General features: G+C 70.4%; 20 protein-coding genes. 8 read left to right on the forward strand and 12 right to left on the reverse strand.

The features are described 5' to 3' along the window. Window positions 1-38 precede the first annotated feature (38 nt). Complete coding sequence (locus tag Afe05nite_RS34040; RefSeq protein ID WP_239118402.1) at window positions 39-2396, forward strand: glycoside hydrolase family 95 protein; 2358 nt, start codon at window positions 39-41, stop codon at window positions 2394-2396. A gap of 93 nt (window positions 2397-2489) precedes the next feature. On the opposite strand, the gene Afe05nite_RS34045 is transcribed toward Afe05nite_RS34040, so the two are convergent. Genes Afe05nite_RS34045 through Afe05nite_RS34055 form a run of 3 tightly spaced genes read right to left on the reverse strand, consistent with a single transcriptional unit; the run spans window position 2490 to window position 4815 of the window. Further along, complete coding sequence (locus tag Afe05nite_RS34045; protein WP_203821394.1) at window positions 2490-2972, reverse strand: hypothetical protein; 483 nt, start codon at window positions 2970-2972, stop codon at window positions 2490-2492. Window positions 2973-2988: 16 nt separating this feature from the next. Continuing rightward, window positions 2989-4443 carry a flavin-containing monooxygenase gene (locus Afe05nite_RS34050; protein WP_203821395.1) on the reverse strand — a complete coding sequence of 485 codons (1455 nt, stop codon included), beginning with the start codon at window positions 4441-4443 and terminating at the stop codon, window positions 2989-2991. After that, entirely contained in the window at window positions 4444-4815 is a 372-nt protein-coding gene (locus Afe05nite_RS34055; protein WP_203821396.1) for a hypothetical protein, read from the reverse strand. It lies immediately after the preceding gene. Window positions 4816-4960: 145 nt separating this feature from the next. Here Afe05nite_RS34055 and Afe05nite_RS34060 point away from each other — a divergent pair, with 145 nt between their 5' ends. Then, a complete protein-coding gene (locus Afe05nite_RS34060) occupies window positions 4961-5605 on the forward strand; it encodes a pentapeptide repeat-containing protein (RefSeq protein ID WP_203821397.1) in 645 nt (214 codons plus the stop codon). 35 nt (window positions 5606-5640) lie between these two features. On the opposite strand, the gene Afe05nite_RS34065 is transcribed toward Afe05nite_RS34060, so the two are convergent. After that, on the reverse strand, window positions 5641-6423 hold the full coding sequence (locus tag Afe05nite_RS34065; RefSeq protein WP_203821398.1) for an alpha/beta fold hydrolase: 783 nt from the start codon (window positions 6421-6423) through the stop codon (window positions 5641-5643). 51 nt (window positions 6424-6474) lie between these two features. On the opposite strand from Afe05nite_RS34065, the gene Afe05nite_RS34070 reads away from it, so the two are divergent. Further along, window positions 6475-8121, forward strand: a complete 1647-nt coding sequence (locus Afe05nite_RS34070) for a GMC oxidoreductase (protein WP_203821399.1) — start codon at window positions 6475-6477, stop codon at window positions 8119-8121. A gap of 41 nt (window positions 8122-8162) precedes the next feature. After that, window positions 8163-8924, forward strand: coding sequence for a phosphotransferase (locus tag Afe05nite_RS34075; protein WP_203821400.1), 762 nt, complete (start codon window positions 8163-8165; stop codon window positions 8922-8924). Here the strand turns inward: Afe05nite_RS34075 and Afe05nite_RS34080 are convergent, their stop codons facing one another. The 7 genes from Afe05nite_RS34080 to Afe05nite_RS34110 form a co-directional block, all read right to left on the reverse strand. Continuing rightward, window positions 8925-10457, reverse strand: a complete 1533-nt coding sequence (locus Afe05nite_RS34080) for a cellulase family glycosylhydrolase (RefSeq protein ID WP_203821401.1) — start codon at window positions 10455-10457, stop codon at window positions 8925-8927. It abuts the gene before it with no gap. A 1064-nt stretch (window positions 10458-11521) separates the two neighbouring features. Then, a complete protein-coding gene (gene mmsB, locus Afe05nite_RS34085; RefSeq protein WP_203821402.1) occupies window positions 11522-12772 on the reverse strand; it encodes a multiple monosaccharide ABC transporter permease in 1251 nt (416 codons plus the stop codon). After that, a complete protein-coding gene (gene mmsA, locus Afe05nite_RS34090; RefSeq protein ID WP_203821403.1) occupies window positions 12769-14301 on the reverse strand; it encodes a multiple monosaccharide ABC transporter ATP-binding protein in 1533 nt (510 codons plus the stop codon). Before mmsA ends, mmsB begins: the two co-directional genes overlap by 4 nt. Before the next feature lie 6 nt (window positions 14302-14307). Further along, complete coding sequence (chvE, locus tag Afe05nite_RS34095) at window positions 14308-15441, reverse strand: multiple monosaccharide ABC transporter substrate-binding protein (RefSeq protein ID WP_203821404.1); 1134 nt, start codon at window positions 15439-15441, stop codon at window positions 14308-14310. A 167-nt stretch (window positions 15442-15608) separates the two neighbouring features. Further along, entirely contained in the window at window positions 15609-16556 is a 948-nt protein-coding gene (locus Afe05nite_RS34100; protein WP_203821405.1) for a helix-turn-helix domain-containing protein, read from the reverse strand. An 87-nt stretch (window positions 16557-16643) separates the two neighbouring features. After that, on the reverse strand, window positions 16644-18206 hold the full coding sequence (locus Afe05nite_RS34105; protein ID WP_239118403.1) for a GGDEF domain-containing protein: 1563 nt from the start codon (window positions 18204-18206) through the stop codon (window positions 16644-16646). Between the two features lie 70 nt (window positions 18207-18276). Then, the gene (locus tag Afe05nite_RS34110) at window positions 18277-19380 is read right to left on the reverse strand and encodes an LCP family protein (RefSeq protein ID WP_239118404.1); all 1104 of its coding nucleotides are present in this window, start codon (window positions 19378-19380) and stop codon (window positions 18277-18279) included. Between the two features lie 269 nt (window positions 19381-19649). Between Afe05nite_RS34110 and Afe05nite_RS34115 the strand changes: the two genes are divergently transcribed. The 4 genes from Afe05nite_RS34115 (at window position 19650) to Afe05nite_RS34130 (ending at window position 24286) form a co-directional block, all read left to right on the forward strand. Next, window positions 19650-20579 (forward strand): glycosyltransferase family 2 protein, encoded by a 930-nt coding sequence (locus tag Afe05nite_RS34115; RefSeq protein ID WP_203821407.1) that lies wholly within the window; start codon window positions 19650-19652, stop codon window positions 20577-20579. Window position 20580: 1 nt separating this feature from the next. Next, window positions 20581-21690, forward strand: a complete 1110-nt coding sequence (locus Afe05nite_RS34120; protein WP_203821408.1) for a glycosyltransferase — start codon at window positions 20581-20583, stop codon at window positions 21688-21690. Window positions 21691-21984: 294 nt separating this feature from the next. Beyond that, a complete protein-coding gene (locus tag Afe05nite_RS34125; RefSeq protein ID WP_203821409.1) occupies window positions 21985-22950 on the forward strand; it encodes a ferritin-like domain-containing protein in 966 nt (321 codons plus the stop codon). A gap of 52 nt (window positions 22951-23002) precedes the next feature. After that, a complete protein-coding gene (locus tag Afe05nite_RS34130; protein ID WP_239118405.1) occupies window positions 23003-24286 on the forward strand; it encodes an Nramp family divalent metal transporter in 1284 nt (427 codons plus the stop codon). Here Afe05nite_RS34130 and Afe05nite_RS34135 read toward each other — a convergent pair. Beyond that, window positions 24267-25709: a nitronate monooxygenase gene (locus Afe05nite_RS34135; protein ID WP_203821410.1), complete on the reverse strand. Its 1443-nt coding sequence runs from the start codon at window positions 25707-25709 to the stop codon at window positions 24267-24269. The genes Afe05nite_RS34130 and Afe05nite_RS34135 overlap by 20 nt on opposite strands. Window positions 25710-25756: the final 47 nt, after the last annotated feature.

Genomic DNA, 25756 nt, shown 5'->3' on the forward strand with positions numbered 1-25756 from the left:
CTCGTCATTGATCCGTGTCGATCGCCGACGGAGGGCTAGTGGGAACGCTCTGGTATGACGCGCCGGCCGACGACTGGGAAAGTCAGGCCTTGCCGATCGGCAACGGTTCGCTCGGGGCGATGGTCTTCGGGCGGATCGGCCGGGAATCGATCCAGTTCAACGAGAAGACGCTGTGGACCGGTGGACCCGGCTCGCGGCAGGGTTACGACTCCGGCAATTGGCGGGCGGCCCGGCCCGAGGCGATCGCCGACATCCGGCGGCGGATCAACGAGCGGGAACGGGTCGGGCCGGACGAGGTGGCGACGGCACTCGGGCAGAACCGGGTCGGTTACGGCAGCTATCAGAGTTTCGGTGACCTGGTGCTCACCATGCCGGCCCCGGAGCGGGTCGAGAACTACCGGCGGGAACTCGACATCGCCGATGCCGTCGCCACGGTCGAATACACGGCGGCCGGGGTCCGGTATCGCCGCGAACATTTCGTCAGCCATCCGCACCGGGTGATCGCCGTCCACCTCACCGCCGACCACACCGGCCGGATCAGCTTCACCGCGGCCCTCGAAATGCCCGGCGACCAAGACGCAGCACTTCAAATGCCGGGCGACCAAGACGCGGCCCTCGAAATGCCGGGCGGCCGGAAAACGACGGCGGGCGGCCGGAAAACGACGCGAACGGTACGCGAGGGGCGGATCACCGTGGCCGGGGCACTCGCCGACAACGGTCTCCGGTTCGCGGCACTGGTCCACATCGCCGTCGAGGGTGGCCGCCGGGCCGACAACGCCGACGGCTCGGTGACCGTCACCGAGGCGGACAGCGCGACGATCCTGATCGCGGCCGCCACCGATTACAGCGACCGCTATCCCGAATACCGTGGACCGGCCCCGGCACCCGATCTGAGCGCCGCCGCCGGAATCCCGTACGAGCAATTGCGGGAAACGCACAAGCGTGACCACCGCGCCCTTTTCGACCGGGTTCACCTGGACCTCGGCCAAGCCGCCCCGGATCTGTCGACCGACCGGCAGCTGGCGGCCTACCGGGGTGCGGGCACGCCGGCCGACCGGGCGCTCGAGGCGTTGTTCTTCCAGTACGGCCGCTATCTGCTCATCGCCTCCAGCCGGGCCGGCGATCCGTTGCCGGCGAATCTGCAGGGCCTCTGGAACGAGTCCGAACAGGCGCCGTGGAGTGCCGATTACCACGCGAACATCAATGTCCAGATGAACTACTGGCCGGCCGGCCCGGCCAACCTCGGCGAGACCGCTCAGCCCCTGCACGCGTTCGTCGAATCGCTCCGGCAACCGGGGGCCGTCACCGCGAAGGAAATGTTCGGCGGGCCGGGCTGGGTGGTGCACAGCGAGACGAATCCGTTCGGTTTCACCGGGGTGCACGACTGGGCGACCTCGTTCTGGTTCCCGGAGGCGGCGGCCTGGCTGGTGCACCATCTCTACGACCATTACCGGTTCACGCTGGACCGGCGGTTCCTGGCCGAACGCGCCTATCCGGCCATGCGGGAGGTGGCCCGGTTCTGGCTGGCCGAACTGGTCGCCGGGCCCGACGGCACGCTTGTCGTCTCGCCGAGCTACTCCCCCGAGCACGGCGATTTCACGGCCGGCGCCGCGATGTCGCAGCAGATCGTGCACGACCTCTTCACGAATGTTCTGGAGGCGGCCGCGATCGTCGGGGACGACGCCACCGAGGTGAGCGCCGCGCGGGACCGGCTGGACCCCGGCACCCGGATCGGGTCGTGGGGACAATTGCAGGAATGGAAAGGTGACTGGGACGACCCGACCGACGAGCACCGGCACGTCTCGCATCTGTTCGCCCTGCATCCGGGCCGGCAGATCACCCCGTTCACGACGCCCGCACTCTCGCACGCGGCGAAGACGACCCTGCGGGCGCGCGGCGACGGCGGCACCGGCTGGAGCAAGGCCTGGAAAATCAATTTCTGGGCGCGCCTGCTCGACGGGGACCACGCGCATCTGATGCTGAGCGAGCAATTGCGGAACAGTACGCTCGCCAATCTCTGGGACACTCATCCGCCGTTCCAGATCGACGGCAATCTGGGCGCCACGGCCGGCATCGTCGAGATGCTGCTCCAGTCGCACGGCGGCGAGGTGCACGTGCTGCCGGCACTGCCGGCGGTCTGGCCGGCGGGTGCGGTGACGGGTCTGCGGGCGCGCGGCGATCTGACGGTCGACATCGCCTGGTCGGCCGGGGCGGCGCGGGAGATCGCGGTGACGGCCGGGCAGGGCGGCCGGGTCGGCGTGCGGTCGGCCGCGTTGGTGTCCGGCTTCCGCCTGGTGGAGGCGGGTTCGGACGGTACGGTCCAGGCCCGGCACCAGGATGATCGAGTAACCTTCGAGGCCCGTCCGGGGGTCCGTTACCGGCTTACCCCGGCATAGCGGCACCCGGCCGCATCGACCCGACGAGGTGGCCGGGAGCGCTGCCGCCCGCCCTGCCCCGGCACTTCGACCCGGGCAGGGCGGAGCCGCAGCTCAGCAGTTCGGCGGGTGGACCTCGGCCTTCTCGTTCCAGATCGGCTGGGGAGCGTATTTCTTGGGCGCCCCGCCGGCCAGGTCACCCTGGGGGATGTGCACGCCGTACCGGAAATTGGTCCACACGTCGAGCGAGATCGGCCAGGTGAGCGACCCCATCGGGGTGATCTCCTCGAACCCGGTGGGCACCTGGCCGACAGTGACGGTGGGTGTTGCGGTCGTGGGTTCGAGTTGGCGGACCGACCACAGGATGTGACGGCCCGACCCGGACCCGGACGGGTTGGGAACAACGGTGTCGGCGACCTCGAGCCGGCGCAGAAAGCTCTGCGCCCCGCACTGGCCGCCTATGGACAGCACCATTCTGTTGTCGACCAGCTGGACGGTCAGCCATGGGTCGACTTTCTCTTTGCTCTGACAGGCGACTGTGGACAGTCCACCCGTCAGCAGCATCAGGAACGCCAGCCCCCGGCGCAGATGCGACATATCGCCACGCTAGCAGTCATCGAGTCGTTTCGTTTCGGACCGTTATGGCCGTGTAATCGCCGTCATAGAGGTGTGATGTACGCCGACGATATTCTCCGGCCATACCCGGCCAGTTCGTGACAATCCGCCCGGCTGCTGTCCGGTACCAACTCTGGCAACCCGTCCACACACTGCTCGCGAGACGGCGCTGCATCTCACCGTCGTAGGTGGCCGCGCGCTCACGGCGTACCTCGATCGGGGCCCGTTTCTTGTCGACCAGGGCCACCAATCGAGCGACGTAACGCGCTTGGGCCTCGTGGAAGTAGAGCACCGAGGTGCTGCCGGTATTCGTGTTCGGACCGTAGATCATGAACAGGTTGGGAAACCCCGGCACGGTCACTCCGAGGTACGCGTACGCCCCGTCCCGCCACTCATCGTCAAGGGTGTGGCCGTCACGCCCCGTGATCCGGATGGGGGCCAGGAACTCCGTGGCGGCGAACCCGGTCGCGTACACCAGCAGATCGCAACCATGCACCGCGCCGTCCGCCGTCCGGACGCCCTCCGGGACCACCTCGACGATCTTCTCGGTGACCAGCGAGACGTCCGCCCGGGCGAGCGCCGGCAGCCAGCTGCTGGTGTACAGCACCCGCTTGCACCCCATCGGCTCGTCCGGGGTCACCCGCGCCCGCAGCGCCCGATCGCGCACCTGCCAGCGGCGCTGCAGGCCGGAGACGCCACGCAGGAACGCCCCGGCGGGCCGGTTGCCGGTGATGGCGAGACCGGTGACGATCGTCATCCCCCAGGTGCCGGCGCGCGCCAGGCGCATCAGGTGCGGCATCTTCCGGTACGCGGTGGTCCGCGCGCGGCCGTAACGCCTGTCGGGTTTGGGCAGGGTCCACGGCGCGCTCCGCTGGAAGACGGTGACGTGCGCGGCCCGGCCGGCGATCGCCGGGACCAACTGGATCGCGCTGGCGCCGGTGCCGACGACCGCTACCCGCTTGCCCTCGACCTCGACGCCCGGATCCCATCGCGCCGTGTGCACCGCCCGGCCGGCGAACCGGTCCGCGCCGGGAAGAGCCGGCGTGGCCGGGCGGCTGAGCTGCCCGACCGCCGGGATCAGGATGTCGGCCTCGATCAGCTCGCCGCCGGTCGTGGTGAGGTGCCACCGGCCGTCCCAGCGCGCCTCGGCGACCTCGGTGCCGAAGCGCACCCGCTCGGTCACCCCGAACCGGTCGGCGACGTCACGGGCGTAGGCCAGGATCTCCTCGTGCCGCGGAAACCGCCGCGACCAGCCCGGATTCGGGGCGAACGAGTACGAGTAGAGCGGTGCCGGCACGTCGCAGGCGCACCCCGGGTAGGAGTTGTCCCGCCACACGCCGCCGACCCGATCCCCCTTCTCCAGCAGGACGACGTCGTCGAGCCCTCGCCTCAGGAGCTCGACGGCCGCCGCGATCCCGCCGAAACCGGCGCCGATGATCACGACCCGGCTCATCTAGGTGGGGCTTCCACCCGATCGGCGTACGGCCGCGGCCCGGTCCGCCGGCGGCGAGTGGCTGCCACCGCCGTCCTCACCGGTGCCCCGGTCCTTTGCGCCACCGTCCTTCGAGGGTGGTGTGTGGCTGCCGCCGCCGTCCTCGCCGGTGCCGGTCTCCGCCGGGCCGCCGTCCGCCGGGCCGTCCTCGGCCGGCGGCGAATGACTGCCGCCGCCGTCCTCACCCTCGCCGTGCTCGGCCCGGGGGCCGCGGGGCAGGAACAGATCGAGCGGTGCGACCGTCTCCGCCGTCGCGGCGTCGGCCCTCAGGGCCGCGATCACCAGATCGAAACTGATAAATTCGGGCGCAATGGTGGCGCGGGGTTGGCTCATCGGCGTCCCCTCATCAGCGGATTGTTGGGCCCGAAAGTAGCAGCCTGTTGGCAGTGTGCCAATAGCGTTCGGCGACTGTCCTGAAGCCGACCCGGGTAGCCTCTGCGTTCGGCCAAGGTGCGCACCCCGGCCGGAGAGGAACACCATGCCGGACCTCGAGTCGCTCCCCTACGCCCGACACCTGCGGCCGTTCGACGGCGAGCTGGGCTACGACGGCGACCACCACGAGGTCCACCTCGACGGGGCCGAGTTCGACGAGACCCGGGCGCCCGGCTCGCGCTTCGCGGAGAGCGCGATGACCGGCCTGACCTTCACCGGCGGCACCTTCGATCACGTACGCCTGGACGACGTGTGGATCTCCCGCTGCCGCTGGATCGGCGGCGACTGGTCGGATTCCCAGCTGCTCGGCGTCCACCTCCAGGACAGCGCCATGGCCGGCGTCCAGGCCTACCGCGGCTACTGGCGCCGGGTGCAGCTGCGAAGCTGCAAACTCGACAGCCTCAACCTGCGCGGCGCCAAACTGCAGGACGTCGAGTTCCGCGACTGCGACCTCACCGAGGTCGACTTCACCGACGCCACCCTGATCAACGTCACCTTCCCGGGCTCAGCCCTGCGCCGCGCACGCTTCACCAAGGCCACCCCGAAGAAGCTGGACTTCCGCGGCGCCCGCGAACTCGACGTGGCCCAGGGCTGGGAGTCCCTGCGCGGCGCCACGATCGGCTCCCAGCAGCTGGCCGAGATCGCCCCGTCCCTCGCCCACGTCCTCGGCATAGTCGTCACCGACCGCTGATCTCCCGGATCCTTTCCGAGAAAGTCGGACGGACTCTACGATCCGGCAGCGCCCGCAGGCCGGGCTTCGAGCAGGAGGCGGATGCACGTCTGGGGGTCGTCGGCGAACGGGAGGTGGCCGCAACCGGGGAGGCGAACGTGGCGCGCGCCGGGAAGCAGGGTGCGGGCGCGGGCGGCCTGGACATAGGGCAGGACCAGGTCGCGGGTGCCCCACGCGATGGTGATCGGGACGTCGGGGACCGGGGTGGGCAGGCGCCATCGGCCCAGGTGGCGGCGGGCGGCGGGGAAGCCGGGGGCGGCGAGCAGGGCGTGGGCGTCGGCCAGGCATTCGGCGGGGGGCAGGGCGCCGGGATGGCCGAAGAAGACGCCGCACAGGGCTACCCGGCCGGCTCGGGTGGCGAGGAGGCGGGGCAGTAGCGGCTTGACGGCGGCGCCGCCGGTTCGGGCGCTGCCCACGACGGCTCGGCTCCAGACCGCGCCGGCCGGACCGGCGAAGCCGACCGGGGAGAACGCGACGACCGAGCGGGCCCGGCCACGGCGGGCCAGTTCGAGGGCGACGCCACCGCCCAGGGAGGATCCACCGAGGACGGGGTGGGTGATTGCGGCCGAGTCCAGGAACGCCTCGACCCGGTCGGCCAGGTGCGGCACCGATCCGGGTACGCCGTCCCACCGGGTGCCGCCGAAGCCGGGCAGGTCCGGCGCGATCACCTCGTGCCGTTCGGCGAGGGCGTCGAGCACCGGTTTCCACACCTGCCAGCGGCTGCCGATGCCGTGGATCAGCACGATCGGACTGCCACTTCCCTGACGGTGATGATGCACGGCCACGCTCCGCTTATTGACATCATGCCAACAACGATGTCACCGTACGCCATGCCGCACGATTTTGACGTCGTGATCATCGGGTCGGGTTTCGGGGGAAGCGTGAGCGCGCTCCGGCTGACCGAGAAGGGTTACCGGGTCGCGGTGCTGGAGGCGGGCCGCCGCTTCACCGACGACGAGTTCGCCGAGACGTCGTGGCGTCTGCGGCGGTATGTGTTCGCGCCGGCGCTCGGCTGCTACGGCATCCTGCGCCTGACCCTGCTGCGGCACGCCATGATCATGTCCGGTGCGGGGGTCGGCGGCGGTTCCCTCGGCTACGCCAACACGCTCTACGAGCCGCCCGACGCGTTCTTCGCCGATCCCCAGTGGGCCGCGATCACCGACTGGAAGGCCGAGCTCGCCCCCGCCTACGACCAGGCCAAACGCATGCTGGGGGTGACCGAGAACCCGGTCGAGACGGCTTCCGACCGGGCGTTGCGCTCGGTGGCCCAGGACCTCGGCGTCGAGCACACCTATCGGCGTACGCCGGTGGGAGTGTTGTTCGAGGGCAAGGGGACCGTGCCCGATCCGTTCTTCGGGGGTGCCGGCCCGCAACGGCGCTCGTGCACGCTCTGCGGGGCCTGCATGACCGGGTGCCGCGTCGGGGCCAAGAACACCCTGGTCAAGAACTACCTCTACCTCGCCGAGCAAGCCGGTGCCGTGGTCAAGCCGCTCACCACGGTCACCGATGTGTTTTCGCGGTCCGGTGGGGGCTTCTCCGTGCGTACCCGCAAGACCGGCGGGATCGCCAAGGGTGAGTTGACCGCCGGGCAGGTCGTTTTCGCCGCCGGTGCCGTCGGCACCCAGCGGTTGCTGCACCGGCTGCGCGACCGCGGCCGGCTGCCGGACCTCTCGCCGCGGCTCGGTGAGCTGTCGCGGACCAACTCCGAGTCCATCCTGGGGGCGCGCACCCGGCGGCGCGACGCCGACTACAGCCGCGGCGTCGCGATCACCTCGTCGATCCACCCCGATCCGGCCACCCACATCGAGCCGGTGCGCTACGGACCGGGCAGCAACCTGCTCGCCCTGCTCTCCACGGTGCTCATCGACGACACCGGCGGCCGGTCGCGCCTGCTCGCCGGCCTCCGCCGGCTCGTCAAGGACCGCAAGGACCTGCGCCTGCTCGCCTCGCCGCGCCGCTGGTCGCAGCAGACCATCGTGCTCCTCGGCATGCAGCCGCTCGACAACTCGATCACCCTTTTCCGCAAGCGCGGCCGGCTACGCAGCCGGCCCGGCGTCGGGCAGCCCAACCCGCAGTGGGTGCCGGCGGCGCACGACGTGGCCCGGCGGGTGGCCGAGAAGATCGACGGGGTTCCGCTGGGCGCGGTCACCGAACTCGTCGGCCGCCCGGTCACCGGCCACTTCATCGGTGGTTGCGCGATCGGTGAAGATCCGGCGCACGGGGTCATAGATCCCTACCACCGGGTGTACGGGCATCCCGGCCTGCACGTGATCGACGGCTCGGCGGTGGCCGCCAACCTGGGCGTCAACCCGTCCCTGACGATCACCGCGCTGGCCGAGCGGGCCGTGTCGAAGTGGCCGAACGCGGGCGACGAGGACCCGCGCCCGGCCCCCGGCTCGGCCTACCGCCCGGTCGCCGCCGTCCCGCCCCGCCACCCGGCGGTCCCCGCCACGGCACCGGGGGCGCTACGCCTTTAATTCGGTGTCGTCCGGCCGGGGTGGCCCGGTATGAAGGAGCGGTGCTACCCGGCGGCAACACCACAGGCGCGGTCCGGATCGACGACGTGGTCCACAAACGGGCCTCGCCGTGGACACCCACCGTGCATGCCCTGCTGCGGCATCTCGAGCAGGCCGGGTTCGACGGTGCCCCCCGGGCCCTCGGCTTCGACGGCGAGGGCCGCGAGATGCTGACCTACCTGCCCGGCGACGTGGTCGGGGGCCGCGTGCCGTGGCCGGCCTGGGCCTTCGACGACGGCACGCTGACCCAGGTCGGGCAGTGGCTGCGCGGCCTGCACGACCTGACCGCCGACTTCCGGCCGCCGCCGGGTGAGTGCTGGTTCGCCGGCGGCGAGATGCGGCCCGGCCTGATCGTCGGCCACCAGGACGCCGCGCCCTACAACGCCGTCATGGACGGTGCGCGGCTGGCCGGCTTCTTCGACTGGGACACCGCCGGCCCGTCGACGCGCGAGGTCGACCTGGCCTTCACGGCACTGTCCTGGGTGCCGCTCTATCCGTCCGGCGCCGCCGCGCACCTGGGATTCGGCAACCCCGGCGACCGCTCGCGCCGCCTGCGTCTGCTGCTCGACGCGTACGGCTACGAAGGTGACCGGCGCGCGTTCAAGGACGTGCTCGTCGCCCGCGCCACCAGGCAGGCCGCCGTGCTGCGCCGGATGGCCGACGCCGGTGACCCGGCCGCCGTCGCCCTGGCACCGGTCGCGGCCAACCTGGAACAGGCCGCGACCGAGGTGCGGGCCCTGCCCGACGACTTCTTCCGCGGTTAGTCAGTTCATCGCCACGTCGTCGAACCACACGGTGCCGGTGTTGTCGCCCGACTTGAGGTGCACCTGAACACTCGCCGCGCCGGCCGGTGCGACCGCGTCCACCGACAGTTTCGTCCAGGCCGAGTCGCCGGCCGGCAGGCGGTTGGAGGTGTTCTGGCCGAGCCAGGCGCCGCTGAGGTCGAACCAGCTCAGCGCCAGTTCGGTGACCCCGGTGGCGGCCAGCCCCTTGGCGTACGCCTCGGCATGCCACGCGTTCCCGGCCTGAACCGGCGTGATCGGCGCGGTGAGCAGCGAGGGCAGATTGCTTCCGCTGCGGGTGGTGCCGGTGAAGCGGGCCGACCGGGTGCCGGTGCGGGCGGTGTCACCGACGATGCCGGCGGCCCCGGCCTGCGGCAGGTACTGCCGCCACGGCGAGTCGGCCGCGGCAGCCTCGAAGCCGAGGTTGAGCACGCTGTTCGAGATCGGCACGTTCGCCCAGGCGCCCGCCACCACCGAGGCGCCGAGCTTCGCCGTCCCGTCGGTGCGGTGCAGCCCGAACCTGTACTGCGCGGGCTGGGTCGACACCGACGAGTTCGACGGGATCGCACCCGGAGCGAAATCGTTGAACGTCCACGGTGCCACCGAGCCGACGCCGGCTTCCAGGGCCGCCCGGTAGACCCGGGCGAGGAACGCCGCCTGTTCGCCGTCGGTGCTCGACTGGGTGCTCAGCCCGGTCTCCCCGACGATCATCGGGTCGGGAGCCACGGCCGCCTGCGCCCGGCGGATCTCGGCGAGCGACCGCTCCGACGCCCCGTAGAAGTGGAAGTCGTAGTAGTCCAGCGGCGTCGTGCCGAGCTGCGCCTTCAGACTCGTCATGCCGGCCGCGCCGCTGCCGCCGTCCACAGTCAGGGTCAACGGCATGGCCGGCGCGGTGGCGCGGATCGCCGGAATCAGCTGCCGGGCCCAGGCGATCGCGGCGGCGTCCCCGGGCTGGATCTCGTTCTTCAGCTCGACGGCGATCACCCGCGGATCATCGACGTACGGCGACAGCAGACTCAACGCCCAGAGCACACTGTTGTGCACGTCGGAGTAGCCGTTCCACCAGTCGAACAACGTCAACTTGACGGACAGCCCGTGGGCCGCGGCGATCCCGACGAACTGGTCCAGCTTCGCCGCGTACGCCGCGGTCGGCGTCGGGTAACCGAACGTCTGCGGGAACACGATGACTCGCACGTCGTCCGCCCCGAGCGCGGCCGCCTTGCCCAGATCGGCGTCGATGCGGACCGGATCGAAGCCGGTCCACATCGCGGTCCAGCCGGCATTCGACGGGTAGTAGTTGATCGTCTTCGCCACCCGGACCGCAGCCAGCCGGCCGGCCAGAGTGGGCGCCGTCGTGGTTGTCGCCCTCGCCGCCGGCACCATCGTGTTCAGCACCATCGTGTTCAGCACCGTCGCGGCCGGCACCGTCCCGGCCGGCACCATCGCGGCCGGCACCATCGTGTTCAGCAGCAGGAAGCCAGTCACGGCGGCGGCACGCAGGCAGAATTCGGACATGCGGGACCAAGCCTTTCGGCGCGGCTCACGGCCAGGATCTCGGTGGGGGACATCCAGGCGGATCGACGTCGAGTTGCCGTCCCGGTGTCAACAGATGCGACCAGGCACCTATCGACGACAGTAAGTTCGATACTTCGCCCTCGGCAATGACTACCGCGTGCCAAGCCATGGCCTCCCGCCACGTCGGCACGCCGGTCCAGGACCGGGCTGAAGTGCCCTGGACCGGCGCACGATCTCGAACCGGCTATTTCGGATCGACGTCGTACGTCCTTCTAGTGGCCTCGGCCCGGCGTTAGGTTGCCGCTCCCCCGCAAGTTTCTTCGCCCGTGCGGTGACCCCTTCTTCCCTGAAGAAGGGGCCTCCGTGGCCCAGCGGGTCAGGCAGGACTGGCGGAAGTGGGCTTGAGCCCAGGCCGATGACCCCTTCTTCAGCGAACAAGGGGCCTCCCGAGCTCCGGAGAGCCCTTTTCCTCTGAAAAGGGCGGGTCTCGGCCCCGGTCGACGCAGCCCGCCGCGCGACAAACCACGCCTTCCCTACATATCGGCGCCGGGAGATCGGCGATCACCGATTGCCGGGTTTCATCTCGCCACTTCATCGACCCGGTTACGCCGGAGATCGGCAAGGTGAACGCGGACCGGCCGGCGGCACAAGGCGGGACCTGAGCGAGACGCACCGCGACGCATCGAAGGCTCGGCAGGCGGGCAGGCGGTGGCGGGCTCGGCGCGGCTGGTCGGCCCGGCAACAAAAGCGGTCCCGCGGCAGCGCGACTGCAACAGGGGTGGCGGCACCAGCACAACGCGGGTGCCGGCGCAGCGCGGGTGCCGGCATAGCGCGGGTGCCGGCATAGCGCGGGTGCCGGCGCAGCGGGCGGACGTTGCGGCGGTGGCGTGGCACCGGACGCCGCACGGGGCGGCCCCGGCGAGAGGGCGGAGCGGCAAGGAGTGGGGGGCGGCAAGGAGTAGGGGCGGCAAGGAATGGGGGCGGCAACGAGTCGGCCCAGCCGGAACTGGGGCGGACGCAGAACGGCGCCCGGCTTGGGGGCCGGGCGCCGTTCGGGGGCTGGGTCAGCGCGAGGCGCCGGCCCGGCGCTTGGTCCAGACGTCGAAGGCGACGGCGGCCAGCAGGACCGCGCCCTTGACCAGCATTACCTGTTCGGACGGGGCGCCGATCAGGCTCATGCCGTTGTTGATGACGCCCATGATGAGGCCACCGGTGATGGCGCCGACGACCTTGCCCACGCCGCCCTGGACCGCGGCGCCACCGATGAAGGCGGCGGCGATGGCGTCCAGCTCGAACTGGTTGCCGGCGGTCGGGTTGGCCTGGTTGAGGCGGCCGGCGAAGATGATGCCGGCCACCGCGGACAGGACGCCCATGTTCACGAAGATCCAGAACATGACCGACTTGACCTTCACGCCGGAGAGCGTGGCGGCCTGCAGGTTGCCGCCGACGGCGTAGATCTGGCGGCCGAACACCGAGCGCTGGGACAGCACCGAGTAGCCGAGCACCAGGAAGGCCAGCAGGACCAGCACCCACGGGAGGTTGCGGAAGCGGGCCAGCTGGACGATCACGAACATGACGACGACGGCGGCGACGGCGATCTTCGCGACGAACACCACCAGCGTGTCGACGTTCTGGCCGTAGCGGAGCCGGCCGGCGCGTGAACGCCATTGGGTCACCGCGAAGCCGGCCACCGCGAGGACACCGACAAGCAGGCTGAACAGATCGGCGCCGCCGAGCGCGCCGAGCCCGATGTTGCCGAGGTAGCCGTTGGTGAACCCGTTCGACAGGGTGCGGACCGAGTCCGGGAACGGGCCGATGCCACGGTTGCCGAGGATCATGTAGGTGATCGCCCGGAACAGCAGCATGCCGGCCAGCGTCACGATGAACGCCGGGATCCCGAAGTAGGCCACCCAGTAGCCCTGCCACGCTCCGATCAACGCTCCGAACAGGAGCGTGAGCAGGATCGCGAGGGGCCATGGCACATTCTGATTGACCATCAGGACGGCGGCGATGGCGCCGGAGGCGGCGACGATCGAGCCGACCGAGAGGTCGATGTGCCCGGCGATGATCACCAGGATCATGCCGATCGCCAGAATCAGGATGTACGAGTTCTGGACGATGATGTTGCTGATGTTCTGCGGCGCGATCAGGTCGCCGCCGGTGAGGATCGTGAACAGCACCACGATGCCGGCGAAGGCGATGTAGATGCCGCTCTGCCGCAGGTTGACGGAGAACCCGGGCTTGCCGGAATTGTCGTCGGGCGCGCCGGGGTTCGGCAGGACGACCATGTCGGCATTGGTGGGTGCGAGGCTCACTTGCCCGCCTCCTGTCCCGCGGTCATGAGGGTCATCAGACCCTCCTGGGTGGCTTCGGCGCGCGGGACCTCACCGGTGATCCGCCCGGCCGAGAGGGTGTAGATGCGGTCGCAGAGTCCGAGCAGCTCGGGCAGTTCGGACGAGATGACCAGGACGGCTTTCCCCTGGTCGGCGAGCGCATTGATGATCGTGTAGATCTCGTACTTGGCACCGACGTCGATGCCGCGGGTCGGTTCGTCGAGGATCAGGACGTCCGGATCGGTGAAGATCCACTTGGACAGGACGACCTTCTGCTGGTTGCCGCCGGAGAGCTTGCCGGTGATGCTCGAGACGCTCGGCGCCTTGATGTTCATCGACTTGCGGAATCCGTCGGCGACCTTGTATTCCTCGTTGTCGTCGACCCAGCCGGACTTGGCGAGCTTGCCGAGGGCGGCGGCGGAGACGTTCCGCTTGATGTCCTCGATCAGGTTCAGCCCGTACTTCTTGCGGTCTTCCGTCGCGTACGCGATGCCGTGGTCGATCGCCTCGCGCACGGACCGCATCTGGATCTCCCGGCCGTTCTTGAAGACCTTGCCGGAGATGTTCGCGCCGTAGGCGCGGCCGAACACGCTCATCGCGAGTTCGGTGCGCCCGGCCCCCATCAGGCCGGCGAGACCGACGACCTCACCGCGCCGGAGTACGAGGTTGGCCTTGTCGACGAGGAGCCGGCCGTGCTGGGTCGGGCTGTGCACGCTCCAGTCCTCGATGCGCAGGACTTCCTCGCCGACGGTCGACTCGTGCGGCGGGAACCGGTGTTCGAGGTCCCGTCCCACCATGCCGGAGATGATCTTGTCTTCGGTCAGGCCCTCGCTGTCCAGTGTGGAGATCGTCCGGCCGTCGCGCAGGACGGTCACCCGGTCGGCGATCGAGAGGACCTCGTTGAGCTTGTGCGAGATGATCACGCAGGTGATCCCCTCGTCGCGCAGGCCGCGCAGCAGGTTGAGCAGGTGAGCCGAGTCCTCGTCGTTGAGCGCCGCCGTGGGCTCGTCGAGGATCAGCAGTTTGACCTGCTTGGAGAGCGCCTTGGCGATCTCCACCAGTTGCTGCTTGCCGACACCGAGTTCGACGACCTGGGTGGTGGGGTTCTCCCGCAGGCCGACGCGCCGCAGCAGACCGGCCGCTGCGGCATTGGTGCGGTTCCAGTCGATCAGCCCGCGCTTGGCCTGCTCATTGCCGAGGAAGATGTTCTCGGCAATGGACAGGTTCGGCGCGAGTGCGAGCTCCTGGTGGATGATCACGATGCCCCGGTGCTCGGAGTCGCGGATGCCGGAGAACTGGCATTCCGCACCCTCGAACTCGATGGTGCCGTCGTAGTCACCGTGCGGGTAGACGCCGGAAAGCACCTTCATGAGGGTGGACTTTCCGGCGCCGTTCTCCCCGCAGATCGCGTGGATCTCGCCGCGGAGCACCTCCAGGTTGACGTCCGAGAGCGCCTTCACGCCCGGGAACGTCTTGGTGATGCTCCGCATGCGGAGGATTGACTCGGTCATCTGTGGTCAGGAACCCAGCTGGGCCTGGGTGTAGTAGCCGCCATCGACCAGGACCTTCTGGTAGTTGGACTTGTCCACGATGACCGACTGCAGCAGCATCGACGGGACGACCTTCTTGCCGTTGTCGTAGTCGGTGGTGTTGTTGACCTCGGGCTTGCCGCCCTTGAGGACCGCGTCGGCCATGGCGACAGTGGTCTTGGCCAGCTCGCGGGTGTCCTTGTAGATCGTCGAGTACTGCTCACCCTTGAGGATCGACTTGACCGAGGCGAGCTCGGCGTCCTGGCCGGTGACGACCGGGTAGGGCTGCGCGGCGGTGCCGTAGCCGTTGCTCTTGAGCGCCGACAGGATGCCGATCGACAGGCCGTCGTAGGGCGAGAGGACGCCGTCGACCTTCGCGCCACCCTTGTAGGTGGAGGTCAGCAGGTTCTCCATGCGGTCCTGCGCGGTCTTGGGCTCCCACCGCAGGATGGCGACCGTCTTGAAGTCCTTCTGGCCGCTCTTGACGACGATGGTGCCGTTGTCGATGTACGGCTTGAGCACCGTCATCGCGCCGTTGAAGAAGAACGTCGCGTTGTTGTCGTCGGGCGAGCCGGCGAACAGCTCGACGTTGAACGGGCCCTTCGCGGTGCCCTTCGAACCGTCGGCGTTGAGCACCTTGAGCCCGGTCAGCAGCGAGGTCGCCTGCTGCACGCCCACCTTGGCGTTGTCGAAGGTGGCGTAGTAGTCGACGTTCGGGCTGTTGCGGATCAGCCGGTCGTAGGCGATGACCGGGATGTTGTTGGTCTTCGCGTTGTCCAGCTGGGTGGTGATCGCGGTGCCGTCGATCGAGGCGATGATCAGCAGCTTGGCGCCCTTGGTGATCTGGTTGTCCAGCTGCTGGGTCTGGGTCGGGATGTCGTTCTCGGCGTACTGCAGGTCGACCTGGTAGCCCAGGGCCTCCAGCTGCTTCTTCAGGTTGTCACCGTCGGCGATCCACCGCTCGGAGGACCGGGTCGGCATGGTGACACCGATGAGAGCGCCCTTGGTGTTGCCCGAGCCGGACGACGCCTTGTCGCCGGTCTTCTCGCTCGAACCACAAGCGGCCAGGGCCGCGGTAAGGACTACGGCGGAGGCGATGGCCCCCATCCGGGAAAGTTTCATTGCGCAGAACTCCTTCGTCGGGGCAGCGGCGTGGCGTCGAGTGTGAACGCTAACAACGGGGGTGTCAACAGTTCTGGCAACGTCCGCGACATGTTGAGGAAACTTGTTTCCCAAATGTGTTCTGCCAGTTGAGAGACCAAATTGTTATCGATAACAGACGGTGTTGGTCAGTCCAACCAACCGAGACGGGCGACGTGGAAACCGAGCTGCATACGGGTCCGTCCACCCGTCACTTCCATCAGGTGCCGCACCCGGCGCTGGACCGTGCGTAACGACGTGCCCAGATGGGCCGCCACCGCCTCGTCGGTCAGGCCGGTCATCAGCAGACCGACGATCCGGGCGTCCGATTCGTCGAGCGATCTCCCGCCGTCCGGCGTCGCCTTCCGCCACTGGAACTCGAAGAGCGCCACCAGCGCCCGCACCAGCCCGCTCTCCCGGATCAGCAACGCGCCGGGCGGACCGCCGGCGTGCAGCGGCATGAACGCCTGCGCCCGATCGACGATCAACAGCTTGACGGGTACGGCGTCGGCGATCCGGATCTGCTCACCGGCCGCCCGGGCCGCCACGATGCGCGCGTACGCGTCCGGTTCCTCGTCGAGCATCGCGCGCTCGAACACCACCCGGTACCGGACGCCGCGCGCCACCGCGCTGTCCTGCTCGACGTTGTCGGCCGCGCTGATCACCGCGATCGGGGCCTTGACCAGTGACAGCACCTCGTCGCGGGCGCCGAGCTGGAGCCGGCCGAACACCTCCCGGATCTCGGCCGCCCCGGGCAGCACGTCGACCACGCCGGGGGCACCCGGCCGAAGTGCCGCCGCCCGGTAGACCTCGTCGAGCACACCCAGCTCGGCCTCGGCGCGGGCCAGTTCCTCCCGCCGGCGCGGCAGCGGCTCGCGCAGCGTCGGCGCGGGCGGTGCGGCCACGAACCGGTCCGGGTCGCCGAGGCTGCGCACCGCCAGACCCCTGGTCTCGAGGCCGGCGAGCAGATTGCGGGCGTTCTCGGCGGGCACGCGCATCAGCGACGCGAACTCGTCGGGCCCGGCCGACGGCACCGTGATCAGGGCACGGTAGGCCGCGGACTCGTCGGCCCCGAGGCCGAGCACGTCTGGCTGCACGCGTCGCAGCTTGGCGGATTCACGCCAGGAACGGAAGCCGCCGTGACTGTTCTGTTGCACGGGCGCCGGCGCCCGCCCGGCGGTGGCTCAGCGCCCCGTGGGCTGCATGCTCTCGTGGTAGCGCATCCAGGTGCCCTTGCCGTCGTGCTTGGCGGCGTACATCGCCAGGTCGGCGGCCCGCAACAGGCCGCTGACCTCGTCCCCCGGTTCGGCGCAGGCGAAGCCGATGCTGGCGTTGGCGCGCACCGCGGTGGCGCCGTAGGCGATCGGTTCGGCGAACGCCTCGAGGATCCGCTTCGAGGTGAGCATCGCGTCCTCGTCCGAGCAGTCGCGCAGCAGGATCGCGAACTCGTCGCCGCCCAGCCGCGCCACCATGTCGCCCGCGCGCACCGACGAGGTCAGCTTCGCCGCGACGCCGGCCAGCAGGGCGTCACCGGCCTCGTGGCCGAGCGTGTCGTTCACCGCCTTGAAGCCGTCGAGGTCGATGAGCAGCAGCGAGACCGTGCCGGGTGTGCAGGTGGCCAGCGCCGTGGTCACCTCCTCGTGGAAGTGGGTGCGGTTGGCCAGCCCGGTCAGGCCGTCGAACAACGCCTGGTGGCGCAGCCGGGCCTCGTGTTCGCGCAGCTCGGCCAGGGTGGCGTCGAGCCGCTCGATCAGGCGCGTGTTGTCATGGAACGCCGCCAGCTGCCGCAGCACGACCAGGGCGAAGATCAGACCGAGGCCGCTGACCGCACCCCACAGCTTGGTGTTCGCGTCGCGGGGCAGGGCGGCGAGCACCGCGGTGAAGGCGACGGCGATGGAGCCGTACGGCAGAAGGCTGTAGGGACGCCGCCGCCGTGACCCGAACGCGGTCGTCTCGTCGAACCGGACCACGATCTCCTGGATGCGCGGACCCATCGCGATGAACAGCGACGGGGCGAACCGCGCCGCGTAGACGTAGGCGGGCAGCTGGCCGTCGTCGCCGGAGGGCAGGAAGAAGCCGATGCAGTTGATGCCGGCCGAGATCACCATCGGGATGGCGGCCGCCTTGTGCATCGGCGCGTTGCCGGACAGCGCCAGCTTCACCGCGGCGAACCCGGAGGTGAGGATGACCGCGCCGGTCGCGAGGGTGCCGAACAGGTCCTGGGTGCCGTTGTTGCCGACGGCGAAGCACCAGGCCACCACGGCGCCGCCGACGAGAACGGTGGTGGAGTCGAGCCAGAAGGCCATCTTCTCGCGGCGGGACTGGCCGGGCAGCGGGTGCAGCAGCATGGCCACGATGACCGCGCCCATGCCGACCCCGAAGCAGGCGCCCTGCACCGTGCCGCCGGCCGTCGACGACTGCCCGTCCTGGTGGAACGCCAGGACCGCCTGGGTGGTGTCACCGATCGTGAAGAGCACGCCGGCGACGGCGAGGACCCGCCAGAAGCGGCGCAGCGCTCCGGTTGCCATCCGGCAGACCCGCCAGGCGGAATAGGCGAGCAGGGCGTCGAGCGGCGGCTGGAACGCCCAGAACGCCCGGACCTGGCCGGATTCGTGGCCGGACAGGGTGAACAGCATGCCGATACCGGCGACGGTCCAGAGCACGGCCGCGATCATGACGGGGTCACGGCGCAGCGCGAGGGACAACGCTGCGCGGATGGCCGCGGCTGCGGACCTTGCCTGGATCACAGATGTCGTTATCGGCCGGACCCGGGCCGTTCTGAGAATTACCGGCCCGGGTCGACCCCGCCGGGCCGGACTACGTGCTGGACACCCAGGTCGGGTGGGTGGTGGCGAACTGCGCGACGGTGTCGTTCCGGGCCGCCTTCAGCAGGGCGAGGCTGTCGTCGCTGAGGATCTCGACGTCGCCGATGCCGCTGACCCGTCTCGGGTTGAACTTGCCCTCGTTCGTCTTGATCGTGACCAGGGCGTCGGGCCGGATGCCCCGCATCGCGAACGCCCAGTCCTCGAGCGAGATGCCCTGGGTGTCGACCGTCATGGTGGAGCCGATCGCCTTGATCAGGCCGGGCAGCTTGGTCGGCGAGGAGAGGCCGTCCTGCACCGCCTGGTTGATGATCGCCTTGAAGAACTGCTGCTGGTGGCGCTGGCGCCCGTAGTCGAAGTCGTTGTTGGCGAGCAGGTCGCGCTGGCGGACGAAGTCGAGCGCCTCGGTCGGGGTGAAGCAGTGGTTGCCCTTGGCGTAGAAGTTCGCGGTGACGCCCTTGATCTTCGACTTCAGGGTGCCGTCCTTGTTGATCACATAGGGCGCGGCGGGCTGGCCGGTCTTGTTGTCCTTGCCGATGTGGATCGAGGTGGTGTCCTCGTCCACGTACATGCACACCTTGCCGAGCACGTTGACGACCTGCTTGAAGCCCTGGAAGTCGATGATCGCGCCGGCGTCGGGGGTGATGCCGGTGAGCTGCTTGATGGTCAGGGAGAGCAGTTCGAAGCCGTGCGACAGGGCGGCGGGCCCGGTCAGTCCGCGGCTGCCGAAGAAGAACGCTGAGTTGATCTTGTTACGGCCGCCGCCGAACGACTGCTTGCCGTTGTCGTAGGCGGGGATCGGCACGTAGCTGTCGCGGGGCAGCGAGATCATGTAGCCCGACTCGTGGTCGGACGGGATGTGCAGCAGGATTATCGAGTCGCTGCGGGTGCCGGCCGTGGGCAGCGCGTCCTTACGGGCGTCGATGCCGACGAGCAGGATGTTCTTGGCCCCCTTGATCGAGGCCCGCTTGACCTGCTCGGTGGTCGAGGCCGAGCCGATCAGGCTCTGCTGGGTGACCGACTTGGTGGCCGCCCCGACGGTCGCCTGGATGGCCACGACCGATCCGGCGCCGGCCACGGCCAGCAAAGCACCGAGCATGAGGCACACGCGCGCCCAGCGAGGGCTTCGCCGGCGATTGCTCGGCCGACGACTCCTGGCGACTCTTCTCAAGATCATCTCCTCTACGGCTTCACGTATTAAGACGGATGCCGCAGCCCTTTACGATGCGTCCGGATCATGAGAATTTCGTGAGAAATCTCTACGAGTGTCCTGAGGACGCCGGGCATTTCCCTCGCGTTCACCGACCGGCCGCCCGGCGCCCATACTCTCCGACCAGCCCAGCGCCCCCTTCCGCTAAGCAGGTCCACATGTCCGCAAACCCGGACGTCAGCGTCGTCATCCCGACGCTCAACCGGCCGGAACTGGCCGCCCGCGCCGTCCGCAGCGCGCTCGCCCAGACCCACGACGACCTCGAGGTCGTCGTGGTCGTCGACGGTCCCGACCCGGGCACCCGGGAACACCTGCGGACGATCGGCGACGAGCGGGTGCGGGTGCTCGAACTGCCCGAACGCGGCAAGGCGCCGAACGCCCGCAACCAGGGCGCCCGCGCCGCCCGGGGGAAGTGGACAGCGCTGCTCGACGACGACGACGAGTGGCTCCCGGCCAAGATCGAGACCCAGCTGGCGCTGGCCGCGACCGCCACCCGGGCCGCCCCGGTGGTCGCCACCCGCATGATCAGCCGCACCCCGCGCGCCGACACGATCATGCCGCGCCGGCTGCCCGCCCCCGGCGAACCCCTCAGCGAGTACTTCACCGTGCGCAAGGGCCTGTTCTACGGCGACGGCTTCATCCAGACCTCGACGATCATGGCGCCGACCGAGTTGCTGCGGCGGGTGCCGTTCACCGTCGGGCTACGCCGCCAGCAGGAACTCGACTGGGCGCTGCGGGTCGTCCGGGAGCCCGACGTCGAGCTGCTCTACGCCGACGACGCGCTCGTGCTCTGGCACCAGGACGAGGACCGCGACCGGATCAGCCTGCAGAACCCGTGGGAGGAACAGCTCGAGTGGCTGCGCGCCAACCGGGCCCTGTTCACCGAGCGCGCCTACGCGGCGTACACGATGAGCGTGCTCAGCTCGATGGCCGCGCCGACCCGCAGCGGCCGGGTCTTCCGCGAGCTGCTGGCCGAGGCCCGCACCCACGGCCGGCCGGGCACCATCGACTACGTGACGTTCCTGCAGATCTGGAGCCTGCCGCCGAACGTGCGGCACCGCCTGCGCGACGCGATCCTGGGACGCTGACATGAGGGTCGCGATCTGGCGCAGCGCCATGCTCGGCGCCTCCGAGACGTTCGTGCGCAACCAGGGTGACGCCCTCACCCGGTGGCAGCCGGTCTACCTCGGGGCGACCAAGCAGGAGTCGGCCGTCGCCCGGGACACCGACCTCATCGCGTACCCCTCGCAAGCCGACCGCAACGCCTTCCTGCGCCTGCGCCTGACCGGCCGGTCGCCCCGCCTGCGGCGGATGATCGCCGACGTCGGGCCCCGGCTGATCCACGCCCACTTCGGTGGCGACGGCTGGCTGATCAGCGGCTCCGCGGCCGAGTTGGGGATCCCGCTGATCGTCACGGCGCACGGCCACGACGTCACCCGGCAGCCCACCGCCGGTGGCGCCAAAGGCGTCCGCTACCGGCGCAACCTGCGCACCGTCTTCGACCGCGCGGCGCTGATCCTCGCGGTCTCCGAGGTGATCCGCAACCGGGCGATCGACCGGGGCGCCGACCCGGCGAAGGTCCGCGTGCACTACACCGGCGTGCCCATCCCGGCCGAGGTGCGGCCGGTCCCGAAACAGTGGGACGTGGCGTTCGTCGGGCGCTTCGTGGAGAAGAAAGGCGCCGACGACCTCCTGGCCGCCCTCGCGGCGCTCGGCCCGGCCAAACCCCGGGCGGTTCTCGTCGGCTCCGGACCATTGCTTCCGGCGATCCAGGAGTACGCCCGGGAACTGCGCGTCGACGCCACGTTCCTGGGCACCCGGACCCCGGCCGAAGTGCTCGAGGTCCTGACCGCGTCCCGGCTGCTCGCCGCACCGTCGCGCACCGCCGCCGACGGCGACACCGAGGGACTGCCGACCACGGTCATGGAGGCCGCCGCGCTCGGGCTGCCGGTCGTCGCGACCCGGCACAGCGGCATCCCGGAGGCGGTGACCGACGGCGAGACCGGCCTGCTCGGCGCCGAGGGCGATCGGCAGGCCCTGGCCGGCAACCTCGCCCGGCTGCTCGCCGACGAGCCGCTGCGGGAACGGCTCGGCGCCCAGGGCCGCGCCCGGATGCGGGCGAAGTTCGACCTGGCCGTGCAGAACCGCCGCCTCGAGGGCATCTACGACGAAGTGGCGGCCGGGCCCGCGGCTCGATGAACGCCTGACTTCTCCGCTGTGGACACTCTCCGGGGCGGCCGGTCGGCGCAGTCACTGCAGCCCCCCGCGACGCCTCCCGGCACACCTGAATCAGTCCGGCTATCGGCGATCACGCGGGTTTCGGATTTCCCACCCGGGCCCCGCGGGTCGGCGGTTACGTTCCTAACTGATCCACTCGAAACGGCGGCGAACGCGGCGGTCCGACAATGACACCCGCCGCCCGGCCTTCCCCTTCTTCAGGTGCGTCTCTTCGCACCCGTACAAGCGCGCCCACAACGTTGTGAGGAGTTCCGCATGTTCGGTAAAAAAATGGTCAAGGACATGATCGAACGCAGTTCGGAGAACGGCGCGGACCGCCGCCGGTTCCTGCAGAGCGCGGGGGCACTCGGCCTCGGCGTGATCGGGGCCGGCGCGCTCGGCGGGGCCACCGTCGCGCAGGCGGCCGGCGACACCGAGGCCGCCGACGTGACGGCGACGGAGTTCGCCGCCGCCGGCGCCGCCCCCAGCGACGGCGCCGTCCTGAACTTCGCGCTCAACCTGGAATATCTGGAGGCCGAGTTCTATCTGCACGCCGTCACCGGCGAGGGCCTGCCGGACAGCTGGACGACGGGCAAGGGTGTCCGCGGCGGCGTGACCGGCGGGTACGAGGTGCCGTTCCAGACCCCGCGGATCAAGCAGTACGCCAAGGAGATCGCCGCCGACGAGCAGGCCCACGTCGCCTTCCTGCGCAAGGCTCTCGGCGGCGCCGCGGTGTCCCGACCGGCCATCGACATCCGGGACAGTTTCACCGCCGCCGCCCGCGCCGCCGGGCTGATCGGCATGACCGACACCTTCGACCCGTACGCCAATGAGGACAACTTCCTGCTCGCCGCGTTCCTGTTCGAGGACGTCGGCGTGACCGCCTACAAGGGTGCCGCGCCGCTGATCACCAACAAGACCTACCTGGGCGCCGCCGCCGGCATCCTCGCGGTCGAGGCGTACCACGCGGCCACGATCCGCACCTCGCTGTTCGAGAAGGGCATGTCGGGGCCGGTCAAGAAGCTCTCCGCGGCCCGCAACAGCCTGGACGGCCCGCCGCTGGACGACCAGGGCATCACCGCGTACGGCGAGGCCAACATCAACCCCACCGACACCAACGGCATCGCCTTCGGCCGGACGCCCGGACACGTGCTGAACATCGTCTACCTGAACCCCGGCAAGGTCAGCCACGGTGGCTTCTACCCCAAGGGGGTCAACGGCGAGGTACGGGTCAGCGGCTGAGCAGTCCGTCGCCTCCGCACCCACCACGCCGCCCACGAGGGGAACCCGACCCGTGACCCAGACCTCGCCGCTTCCGGTGGCGGCCCCCGGACTCGTCGCCGCCCGGCCCGCGGCGCCGGGCCGCGTCCGGGCCGCCACCGCCCTGGGGCCGGCGTTCGTCGCGGCCATCGCCTATCTCGACCCGGGTAACTTCGCCACCAACTTCGCCGGCGGCGCCAGCACCGGTTACCGCCTCGTCTGGGTGGTGGTGCTGGCGAACCTGGTGGCCATGCCGATCCAGTACCTGGCCGCCAAGCTCGGCATCGTCACCGGCCGCAGCCTGCCGCAACTCTGCCGGGACCGGATGCGCCCACGCGCCCGGTGGGCGATGTGGGCGCAGGCCGAGATCGTCGCGATGGCCACCGACCTCGCCGAGTTCGTCGGGGCCGCCATCGGGCTGAACCTGCTGTTCGGCATGTCCCTGCCGATGGCGGCCGGGGTCACCGCGGTCCTGGCCTTCGCCGTCCTGGCCTTCCAGCGGCGCGGGCACCGGCCGTTCGAACTGGCCATCGGCGCGCTGCTCGGGCTCATCTGCGCGGGCTTCGTCTATCTGGTCATCGCCGTCCCGCCGGCGGCCTCGGGGGTGGCGACCGGGCTGGTGCCGGACATCAGCGGGGACGGCACCCTGCTGTTCGCGGTCGGCATCATCGGCGCCACCGTCATGCCGCACGCCATCTACCTGCACTCCGGACTGATGAGCAACCGGGTAGGCCGGACCGGGGCCGCCGACCCGCGCCGGCTGCTCGCCTTCGCCCGCGTCGACATCGCCCTCGCGATGGGCCTCGCCGGCCTGGTCAACCTGAGCATGCTCGCCATCGCCGCGAAACTGTTCCACCACGGGGCGGGAACCCCCGCGGTGACCCTCGACGGCGTCCACGCCGACCTGGGCCGGATGGTCGGTGGCGTGGCCGCCCTCGCGTTCGCCGCGGCGCTGCTGGCCTCCGGCATCTCCTCGTCGAGTGTCGGCACCGCCGCCGGCCAGATCATCATGGACGGGTTCCTGAACCTGCGCATCCCGCTCGGGCTGCGCCGCGCGATCACCATGACGCCCGCGATCCTGCTCCTGATCTCCGGCGTCGACCCGACCCAGGCCCTGGTGCTCAGCCAGGTGGCCCTGTCGTTCGGCATCCCGTTCGCGCTGGGCGCGCTGGTCTGGCTGACCAGCCGGCGCGACCTCATGGGCGAGCACGTCAACCCGGTCGGCACGACGATCGGCATGACCGCGGTGGTCACCGTGCTCAGTGGACTGAACGTGGTCTTCCTCGGCCAGCAGGTCGTCAGCTGGGTGGGGGGCTGACCGCCCCCTCCCCCGCTTCGCCCGCGCCCGCCAGCAGGTAGTCGATGACGTCCACGGCGCCGTAGTCGACGCCCTGCCGGGTCAGGGCCGGCACGAAGGACAGGTCCTGGCCGAGGGTCACCAACGGCGGCTCGACATAACCGTCCGGCCGCCGCTGCGGGAACCCGACCGTGGCGAGCAAGCCGTTGCACAGGCATCGGCTGCCCACGGTGTCCTCGACGGCGCCGCCCTTTCGCACGTACTCGTCCACCGGTTCGGCCGGGCACCGGAAACCCACCGACCCGTCCGGCCGGCGGAACGGCGTGCGCAGGTAACTCAGGTCGCACATCCGGGGGCGCCCGGCGTAGACCTTCTCGTCGGCGGCGGTCCCGGCCAGGGTCGCCACCTTGAACGGGAACCCGGTCGGGGAGGCGAGCACGTCGTTGCGTACCACGAAGGCCTCGTGCAGCAGGCGATGCCGCAGGTCGTCGTCCAAGCCGGACTCCCGGCACAGCGCGAAGGCCGTGCCCACCTGGACGCCGGTGGCGCCGGCGGCGCGGGCCGCGGCCAGCGACGCCGGACTCGCCTGCCCGCCGGCCAGCCAGAACGGGAGACCCAGCGCGGCGACCTTGCCCACGTCGAGCCGGTCGCGCGGGCCGTACACCGGTTCGCCGTCGTCGTCGAGGACCAGCCGGCCGCGGGGCCGGGCGCTGTGGCCCCCCGCGTTGGCGTGCTCCAGCACGAAACCGTCGGGCCGGGTCGCCTCCTCCCGGCAGAGGTAACCGGCAAGCGTCGCGGACGAGACGATCGCCAGCAGCCGCGGCCGCCGCAGCGGGCCCGGCCGCTCGCCGAGCAGTTCGGCCGGGTCGAGGGTGAGATGGTGGTCGTCATCGGCCACCGCCCCGTGCACCTGGACCGACAACCGGCCCGGCCGGTGCTCGGCCAGCGCGTCGAGCAGCCGGGGCACCTCGGTCGGCAGCCCGGCACCCATCAGCACGTAGTCGACCCCGGCGAGCATGGCCCCGTACACCGCGGCCGGGTTCGCCATCTGGATCTTCTCGAGAAGGTTGACGCCGACCACCCCGCGATGGCCCTCCTTGGCCAGGAACACCTCGACGAAGCCGGCGACGACGGACAGCAGCTGACCCTCCCGCCGAGGGCGCAGACCGAGCCGGGAGATCGGCCGGAACGGCCGGTCCGGAACGCCGCCCGGGACGAAGAAGCGGTCCAGCACCGACCGGGCCACCGCCGGCACCGGAAAACCGGCGAGTGCCCGGCGCACGTGCCCGCCGGCGTCGCCGGTCTGCAGCCGCCGCGCGAGCAGGACGTCGAGCGCCACGCCGGACACGACGCCCAGCTGACCGGCGCCGGCCACCGCCCCGGCGAGCCGCCAGCCCGAGACACCGACCCCCATGCCGCCCTGAATGATCGAGGGAAGTGGCATTGCTCCTCTTCCGGTCGCTGGTGAACACGGCAAGCCTCGGGGACGAT

This window comes from Paractinoplanes ferrugineus (genome assembly GCF_016862195.1).
Taxonomy (GTDB): Bacteria; Actinomycetota; Actinomycetes; order Mycobacteriales; family Micromonosporaceae; genus Actinoplanes; species Actinoplanes ferrugineus.

What these genes read in the sequence shown, in the direction of transcription:
- Afe05nite_RS34125 (WP_203821409.1), top strand. Translation starts at nt 21,985, where the DNA reads ATGTTCGGTAAAAAAATGGTCAAGGACATGATCGAACGCAGTTCGGAG.
- Afe05nite_RS34055 (WP_203821396.1), bottom strand. Translation starts at nt 4,815, where the DNA reads ATGAGCCAACCCCGCGCCACCATTGCGCCCGAATTTATCAGTTTCGAT.
- chvE (WP_203821404.1), bottom strand. Translation starts at nt 15,441, where the DNA reads ATGAAACTTTCCCGGATGGGGGCCATCGCCTCCGCCGTAGTCCTTACC.
- Afe05nite_RS34110 (WP_239118404.1), bottom strand. Translation starts at nt 19,380, where the DNA reads ATGCTCGGTGCTTTGCTGGCCGTGGCCGGCGCCGGATCGGTCGTGGCC.
- Afe05nite_RS34115 (WP_203821407.1), top strand. Translation starts at nt 19,650, where the DNA reads ATGTCCGCAAACCCGGACGTCAGCGTCGTCATCCCGACGCTCAACCGG.
- mmsA (WP_203821403.1), bottom strand. Translation starts at nt 14,301, where the DNA reads ATGACCGAGTCAATCCTCCGCATGCGGAGCATCACCAAGACGTTCCCG.
- Afe05nite_RS34120 (WP_203821408.1), top strand. Translation starts at nt 20,581, where the DNA reads ATGAGGGTCGCGATCTGGCGCAGCGCCATGCTCGGCGCCTCCGAGACG.
- Afe05nite_RS34070 (WP_203821399.1), top strand. Translation starts at nt 6,475, where the DNA reads ATGCCGCACGATTTTGACGTCGTGATCATCGGGTCGGGTTTCGGGGGA.
- Afe05nite_RS34050 (WP_203821395.1), bottom strand. Translation starts at nt 4,443, where the DNA reads ATGAGCCGGGTCGTGATCATCGGCGCCGGTTTCGGCGGGATCGCGGCG.
- Afe05nite_RS34045 (WP_203821394.1), bottom strand. Translation starts at nt 2,972, where the DNA reads ATGTCGCATCTGCGCCGGGGGCTGGCGTTCCTGATGCTGCTGACGGGT.
- Afe05nite_RS34135 (WP_203821410.1), bottom strand. Translation starts at nt 25,709, where the DNA reads ATGCCACTTCCCTCGATCATTCAGGGCGGCATGGGGGTCGGTGTCTCG.
- Afe05nite_RS34060 (WP_203821397.1), top strand. Translation starts at nt 4,961, where the DNA reads ATGCCGGACCTCGAGTCGCTCCCCTACGCCCGACACCTGCGGCCGTTC.
- Afe05nite_RS34080 (WP_203821401.1), bottom strand. Translation starts at nt 10,457, where the DNA reads ATGTCCGAATTCTGCCTGCGTGCCGCCGCCGTGACTGGCTTCCTGCTG.